The organism is Halomonas sp. AOP7-B1-5 (assembly GCF_052353045.1).
GTDB classification, from domain to species: Bacteria; Pseudomonadota; Gammaproteobacteria; order Pseudomonadales; family Halomonadaceae; genus Vreelandella; species Vreelandella colorata.
On sequence record NZ_JBQTDC010000072.1, the window covers coordinates 1 to 7,332 of the forward strand.

A 7,332-nucleotide genomic window follows, 5' to 3' on the forward strand; every position below is an offset into this window, starting at 1 on the left:
CATTGATAAAAATAAATATATAAATCAATCGGTTGGAAGTTTTTTATGGCTAGTGTAATTAAGCAGTAGTTTTATTTATTGAGCTTTAAATTTTATAAAAATACCTTAAGGGCGATTCTTAAAGAATTTACTAGTAGTTCCTGCTGAAGCGTTAGGGAAAAGAGAAAGCAGTATTAGATGAAGTACGTGTCACAATCTAACCAAAGGGTAGATGATAGATTGATATTGAAAAAATATCATCAGAAGTAGATGAGGGAGCTATGATATTTACAGATACGCTAAGTAAAGAAAAAGCTAAAGGGGGATCTTCAGCTAGCGCCATATATGGGCATACAACCTTATTAGCTTTGAGTAAAGTACCCTTTGGAAGCGAGGAGAGTACCATGAAAAAAATAAATACAACGGCTTTAGTAAGGGGTAGTTCAGCGCTACAGCACGCAGAGTTGTCCCAATTGAAAATTTTGGAAGAACAAATGCTAGCTGCTAGCCGGTATCTTCATCAACAGTATTTTATATGCCAAAAACTTTAAAAAACACATAAGCTTGTGCGTGTCCTAAGAAAGATATTTCGCTGAATATGGCAGCAATCTATTCAGTGAAGGTGCATTGAGCTAAAGTCGTCTCCTTTTCGGCCGATAAGATTTATAGAATTCATGTTTTGTGTCTGCGAGGACTGTACTGATGGCAACTATTACCTCCCTTGGCGTTGGTTCGGGATTAGATCTCACCGGCTTACTGGATCAGCTTCAAGATGCCGAGCGTGGTAAGTTAGCGCCGATTACGCAGCAGAAAGCCGACCAGCAAGCTAAGATTTCCGCTTATGGGCAGCTGCAAACCTCGCTTAACGCATTTAACGATGCGGTGGCCAAGATTAACGACCCAAAGCTTTATCAAAGCCTTTCCTCCAGTGTGCGTGGCGATGATATTAAAGCCGCTACCTCGGCGAGCGCGCTGCCGGGCAGTTACCGGGTAGAAGTCAGTCAGGTCGCGACATATGGCTCGCTTGCCTCTGAGAGTATTACTGGGATAGATAATAAACCCTCAGACGCACTGGAGCTAAACGGTGCGACCGCCATCACGTTAAATTTTGTGGGCAGCGATTCGGTCGATATCGAGCTTGATGCCAACAGCTCACTAAACGATATTCGTGATGCAATTAACGCCAATAAAGACGCCGGTGTTAACGCCACTATTATTAATGACGGCGAAGGCTACCGCTTGGCACTCAGTTCCAAGGCCACGGGTGAAGACGCATCCATTGATAGCTTTGAATTTGTAGGTGGAGAAGGCCCATTCGGCGAAGCAACAGAAGCTGGCGCCAAGCAGCAGGGGCAAGATGCTTCTTTAACGGTGAACGGCATCGCGATTACCAGTGCCAGTAACCAGGTGGAAGGCGCTATTCAAGGGGTAACGCTTAACCTGAATGAGCTAAGCATTGCCGAAGGTGAAAAAGCGACCAGCACCGTCAATATTGAGCGCGATACCCTAAAGCAGCGCGAAGCGATCAACGATTTTGTCGACGCGTATAACGATTTAAAAGATACGACTAACGGGCTCACTAGCTTCAACGCTGAAAGTGGAACAGCAGGAGAGCTACTGGGTGATCGTACCGTTCGTACGATTGAGTCCCGCCTGCGTAGCGTGCTTACCGGGGGGGGGGAAGACGGCGAGCTTTCTACGCTGAGCCAACTGGGCATTACCTTAGAGGCTGGCACTACTCTTAGCGGTAAGCTACAAGTGGATGATGAAAAGCTCGATAACCTGATCGCCAATGACCCTCAAGCACTAAGCGCGTTTTTCGCTGGCGACAATAAAGACGGCGGTTTAGCCGGCAAGTTAAACAGTTCCATTGATCAGATGACCAGTAGCAACGGTGTGCTCAAAGGTGCTATTACAGGTGCTGAGAACAACGTAAAAAGCCTGGATGAACGCTATGCGCGCATGGAAAAAAGCATTGAAGGCACTCTTTCCCGCTACCGCACCCAGTTCAGCCAGTTGGACGTTATGATGGCACAGATGAACAGCACGAGCTCGTACCTGACCCAACAGTTCGATGCGATGAATGCCCAGCTAGGCCGCTAGTAGTAATCCCATTCAGCCTTGTAGGAGCGAATGAAGCAGCCCCATAGCGCTGCTGGAGTAAGGGCGGCTAGCGCCGCCATCGCCGAGTAAACTCAGCTCCTACAAGCCGGTTGCCGAAATAAACACCGCACATACTCCCAAGCACTATTACCTACACGTTAGCCAGCTTCGCACCTCCTTCGCGTCGTTCACGCGACAGGCAGAGCAACACCGCCAAAATGTAGTGCGCGGTAAGCGAAGCGCACCCGCAGCGGCGGCCCGGCGCAAAAGCAGCGCCCCGCGCTGCCGGGGTTGAGTAACACAGCACACTCTATAGGCCAACATGGCAGCTAGCGCCGAGTAACCTCAGCCTCCACAAGAATCAGCATAAACGTATCCCCCACAAAGTGCTTGCCATCACATGCCCTGTGTCGAATGTTGATAATCCCCTCATTACCAAAAATTACATAATTTTTTACTACTTCCCCCTAAAGATTTCCTCCGTTGCGCCGTTATTAAGTATAACGGCGCACAACACGCCGAACAGCGGGCCACGTGGCCAGTCTTATTGAAAGGGGAATACCACCATGTCAGTGATCAATACCAACATCACAGCAATGATCGGTCAGCAAAACCTGAGCAAATCTCAGAGCGCGCTGTCTACCTCTATGGAGCGTCTGAGCTCTGGTCTGCGTATCAACAGCGCGAAAGATGATGCAGCTGGTCAAGCCATCGCTAACCGTATGTCTTCACAGATCACTGGCTTGTCTCAGGCTCAGCGTAATGCCAACGACGGTATCTCTGTTGCACAAACCGCTGAAGGCGCCCTGAATCAGGTAAACGACAACCTGCAGCGTGTACGTGAACTGACGGTTCAAGCCCAGAACGACACCAACTCTGCTGACGACCGTAAATCCATCCAGGATGAAATCGATCAGCGTCTGACTGAGATCAACCGCATCTCTGAGCAGACTGACTTTAACGGCGTTAAAGTACTGGCTGAAGACCGCAACCTGTCTATCCAGGTAGGTGCTAACGACGGCGAAATGATCGACGTTAAACTGGAAAAAATTACTGCTGAAACATTGAAGCTTTCCAGCTTCAATGTTAATGGCCCTGGTGAAGGCCTTGGTGCAGCCGTAGCAGCTGATTATGAAAAAGCCTACGGTGAAGGTACAGGCGTAACTACCAATACTGTTAATGATTTCTCTGAAGATTTGGCTACTAACTTAGGTATTACTGCTGCAGCTGTAGATAGCGCCTCAACTGCACAGGTTGATGACAACGGTAACTGGTACGTTAACGTTGAAATCACTGCTCAAAATAATGCTGAAGCTAAGGCTCTTGGGTTACAAGGCATTGAAGCAACTTCAGGTACTGCAGTGACCTTCCAAGTCTCAGTGGAACCATCCGAGGCGGCTATTGCAACTGGCAACGGCACCGCTGCTTACACGATTGAAGGTTCCGAGCTTGGTGCTAAAGATCTGCTAAGCGCAGCTACTTCCAATCCGATGGAGCAGCTTGATAATGCTCTGAAACAAGTTGATGAGCTGCGTTCAGGTTTGGGTGCTATTCAAAACCGTTTTGAATCCGCGATTACCAACCTGCAAACCAACGAAACCAACCTTTCTGCAGCCCGTTCACGCATCGAAGATGCTGACTATGCCTCAGAAGTAAGCAACATGACTCGCGCACAGATTCTTCAGCAGGCGGGTACTTCTGTACTGGCCCAGGCTAACCAAGTGCCGCAGAACGTTCTTTCTCTGCTGGGCTAATAAGCTGGCGCAGTACACTTCCGCTTTGTCGGATAAAATACAGGCCTCCTTTGGGAGGCCTGTCTTATTTTGGGTGTTACGCTTGCCGTCAGTTAGGCTATCTATTAGCCGCTTTTCCTACCTTTGCCGCCCCTTCTATACGCGTATGCTACCCAGCAAATATAAATGCGGAATGCCTTCTCATGTCGAAAAAAACATCTGCTTCCATGCCAAAGAAAGCTCGCCAGAATAGCGTCACTGGAAAGAGTGTTCCGTCATCGCTGCATAAGGCAAAAAAACTGGCAGAGCGCCAACCGCAAAATGCTGCTGCCTGGAAACAGCTTGGGGCTGAGCTTTCAGAGGCAGGCTTGCGCCAGGAAGCGCTAGAAGCCCTTGATAAGGCGCTTATGCTGACACCTAACGATGCGGAGGCACTGGCTGTAAAAGGCAGGATTACTCACCAGCTAGGTGACCCCGAGCAAGGCTTGGCGCTCTTAAAAGAAGCGGTAAAGCGCCAGCCAGGTTTTGCAAAAGCCCAGCACTATATTGGCTATATTTACTACACGCAGGCACGTTACGACGATGCCCTAACCTACGCAGATGAAGCGTGCCGCCTGGCGCCTAATGATGTTGATATGCTCAACACGCTAGGCAATGTGTTGATGCAAAAATTTGAATATTCGCGCGCGCAGAAAACGTTAGAGAAGGCAGCGCAGCTTGCACCAAATAATTATCTTTCCTGGAATAATCTGGGGAATGTATATAATGCTGTGGGCGACCTTGATAAAGGCTTGGATGCTTATCAACAAGCCCACCGTATTAATCCCCAGGCGCCTGGCCCTTTCTCAAATATTATAACCACATGCCATTATCATCCTCATAAAACGGCTGAGGAAATCACCGGCCTTTGTAAACAATGGGACAATAAATTTTCTGTTCAAACAACCATTAAATCCTACGACAATTTAGTAGACCCTCAAAAGCAATTAAGAATTGGGTTAATTTCTGACGGTTTTCGGGGGCATCCCGTTGGGCGAATGATAACGTCTGCTTTGGAGAATGTGTCGAAAGCGCAGATAGCCCTCTACCTCTATAGCACCAATAATGCGATTGATGGTATTACACAACGGTTACAAGCAGCATCTGAAAAATGGATGAGTATTCAGCCGCTTAATGATGAGCAAGTCGCGGAGCAAGTCGCCAGTGATAAGATTGATATTCTGATTGACCTGGCGGGTCATAATGCGGGCAACAGGGTTCTTGCTGTGAGTAGGCGTCCCGCACCGCTTCAGGTGAAGTGGGTCGGTGGTTTAATTAATACCACGGGGCTCTCTGCTATTGATTACCTTATTAGCGATAGCGTAGAAACTCCCGAGGGAGTGGATGAAGAGTACGTTGAAAAACTCATTCGCCTACCTAACGATTATATTTGCTATGTGCCTCCTGGTGGTTACGAACCCGAGGTAGGGCCCTTACCGGCACGACAGAACGGTTACCTCACCTTAGGGTGCTTTAACAACGCGACGAAGCTTAACGATGTCGTATTAGAGCAGTGGGCAAAGCTAATGGATGCGCTGCCTAACTCTAAGCTAATGTTAAAGAGTATGCAGTATAAGAGCGAGGAACGTTGCCAGAAAATTAGAGAGACCATGGCACTGCATGGCATCGAAAGCTCACGGCTTATTATTGAAGGGCCCTCTTCGCACGCTGAATTATTGGATGCGTATAACAAGATTGATATTTCACTGGACCCTTGGCCTTATTCAGGGGGCTTGACCACCTGCGAATCTTTTTTGATGGGCGTTCCCGTTGTAACGCTTCCCGGTCCTACGTTTGCAGGGCGTCATAGTGCGACCCATCTTGTTAATGCGGGTATGCCGGAGCTAGTCGTCACGTGCTGGGAAGAGTATAAGGCGCGTGTTATCGACCTGGCATCCGATCTCGATAGCCTGGCCGCTATCAGACAGCACTTGCGTCAAATACTGTTAGCGTCACCGGTGTGTAACGCCCCTCTCTTTGCGGGACACTTTACCGACGCCATGCGCGCTATTTGGCAGCGTCACTGCGAAGGTAAGCCGCCTGCTGCACTCACGTTCGATAAAGCAGGGCAAGCCACTTTCAAAGATGAAAGCGTACCGGTTGAAGTGGCTTATGCAATAGAAAACGAGGCTGCAAGTAATGATTTTAGCTGGTCGCTGCCAAGTAAAATCATAACGCTGGACAATGGTGCCGCGTTGCTGCGCCAACAAGGGGTAGAAGGGCTTCGCCAATTAAAGGCATTCGGTATTGTGGCATTCGACCCGGCGAGTCATGTACAAAACGCTGACCAGTTCCAGGGCAGCGATGATATCCAGGTTTTTCCTCACACCGCGCTTGGTGATGGCAAGCCCGCAACGCTTTATGCCTGTTTAGATGAAACGTTGAGCAGCACGCTTGAACCTTTGCCTGAGCCGACAGGTAACGAGGCTTTAGCGACGCAAGTGCTGGCCAAACTACCGATCAGCACCATTACGTTAGATAGCATCGAAGGTTTGGAAAGCCTTGACTGGTTGATTCTTGATGGCCTTAATGATGCTGTCGCTATATTGGAAAATGGCGAAGCATCACTAAGTGAGACGTTGGCAATTCAAGTGCGTATTGCGTTTCAACCTACCCACTATCGTCAGCCAAATCTGGCAGAAATACAGCATTGGATGTCCCGGCACGGTTTTCGTTTCTATCGTTTTAATAATACGCAGCATACTAGCCAATTGCCCGATTCTGTTCCTTCGGCGCTTCGCCAGGCAACGGAGCTACAGTCCGCCGATGCGCTATTTTTACCCAGCCATGCGCGGATGAGCACGCTCTCTGATCAACAGCGAATCAAGCTCGCATTTTTGCTGCATACCGTATATGGCATTAAGGATATGGCGTATCACGTCTTGGCGGGAGCTGATACGGAGAAAGCTGAACAGTATTTGTTTACGGAAAAATTACTGGAATCCAGTACTGATGATTCTGCTAGCAATAACCTGGATGAAGCTGCTTCTGAAATGGCTTGCTCCTCGGTAAGCCAAAGGTAGCCTGTCGCTGATAATATTTCTCAAGATATTGATGCGCTCTTAAGTAGCGATACTGTGTTCCAACAAAAAAGTGTAGACAAGGCCGCTGGGAATGATGCTAAGCCTGTTTCAACGCCTACTAGCGCACAGGCGAATAAAAAAAACTACAAACTTGTGGGAGCTTGAGGAGCCAATCCAGGTAGTGGATGTCGGCGCAAACCCTATTGATGGAACGCCGCCTTATGCCGGGCTTCTTAAGCGTGGTTTGGTGAGTCTAGTGGGTTTTGAGCCACAGAAAGAGGCCTTGCAAAAGCTGCTAGAGATGAAAGGCCCCAATGAAACGTACCTACCACATGCGGTTGGCACCGGCGAGCGGACTAAACTTTATATCTGCCAAGCTTCAGGCATGACTTCAACACTTAAACCTAATAATCAGGTGCTTGATCACTTTCAGGGCTATCCGATTTGGGGGAAAG

At 48.6% G+C, this 7,332-nt stretch carries 5 protein-coding genes and 1 pseudogene; all 6 read left to right on the plus strand.

Annotation, left to right across the window (positions count from 1 at the left end; genetic code table 11):
* Window positions 1-260: 260 nt before the first annotated feature.
* The gene (locus ACT3XD_RS19010; RefSeq protein WP_192539820.1) at window positions 261-530 is read left to right on the plus strand and encodes a hypothetical protein; all 270 of its coding nucleotides are present in this window, start codon (window positions 261-263) and stop codon (window positions 528-530) included.
* A 151-nt stretch (window positions 531-681) separates the two neighbouring features.
* Complete coding sequence (fliD, locus tag ACT3XD_RS19015; RefSeq protein WP_192539819.1) at window positions 682-2,082, plus strand: flagellar filament capping protein FliD; 1,401 nt, start codon at window positions 682-684, stop codon at window positions 2,080-2,082.
* 566 nt (window positions 2,083-2,648) lie between these two features.
* Complete coding sequence (locus ACT3XD_RS19020; protein WP_192539818.1) at window positions 2,649-3,836, plus strand: FliC/FljB family flagellin; 1,188 nt, start codon at window positions 2,649-2,651, stop codon at window positions 3,834-3,836.
* 386 nt (window positions 3,837-4,222) lie between these two features.
* Window positions 4,223-4,432, plus strand: a pseudogene (locus tag ACT3XD_RS19025) (tetratricopeptide repeat protein); the annotation flags it as partial.
* Between the two features lie 18 nt (window positions 4,433-4,450).
* Window positions 4,451-6,877 carry an O-linked N-acetylglucosamine transferase, SPINDLY family protein gene (locus tag ACT3XD_RS19030; RefSeq protein WP_263974142.1) on the plus strand — a complete coding sequence of 809 codons (2,427 nt, stop codon included), beginning with the start codon at window positions 4,451-4,453 and terminating at the stop codon, window positions 6,875-6,877.
* A gap of 181 nt (window positions 6,878-7,058) precedes the next feature.
* On the plus strand, window positions 7,059-7,332 hold a 274-nt coding region (locus ACT3XD_RS19035), incomplete at its 3' end, for a hypothetical protein (protein WP_444280670.1).

Excerpts from the sequence above, each read along its gene's own strand:
- ACT3XD_RS19010 (WP_192539820.1), top strand. The coding sequence starts at position 261 with ATGATATTTACAGATACGCTAAGTAAAGAAAAAGCTAAAGGGGGATCT.
- fliD (WP_192539819.1), top strand. The coding sequence starts at position 682 with ATGGCAACTATTACCTCCCTTGGCGTTGGTTCGGGATTAGATCTCACC.
- ACT3XD_RS19020 (WP_192539818.1), top strand. The coding sequence starts at position 2,649 with ATGTCAGTGATCAATACCAACATCACAGCAATGATCGGTCAGCAAAAC.
- ACT3XD_RS19030 (WP_263974142.1), top strand. The coding sequence starts at position 4,451 with ATGCTCAACACGCTAGGCAATGTGTTGATGCAAAAATTTGAATATTCG.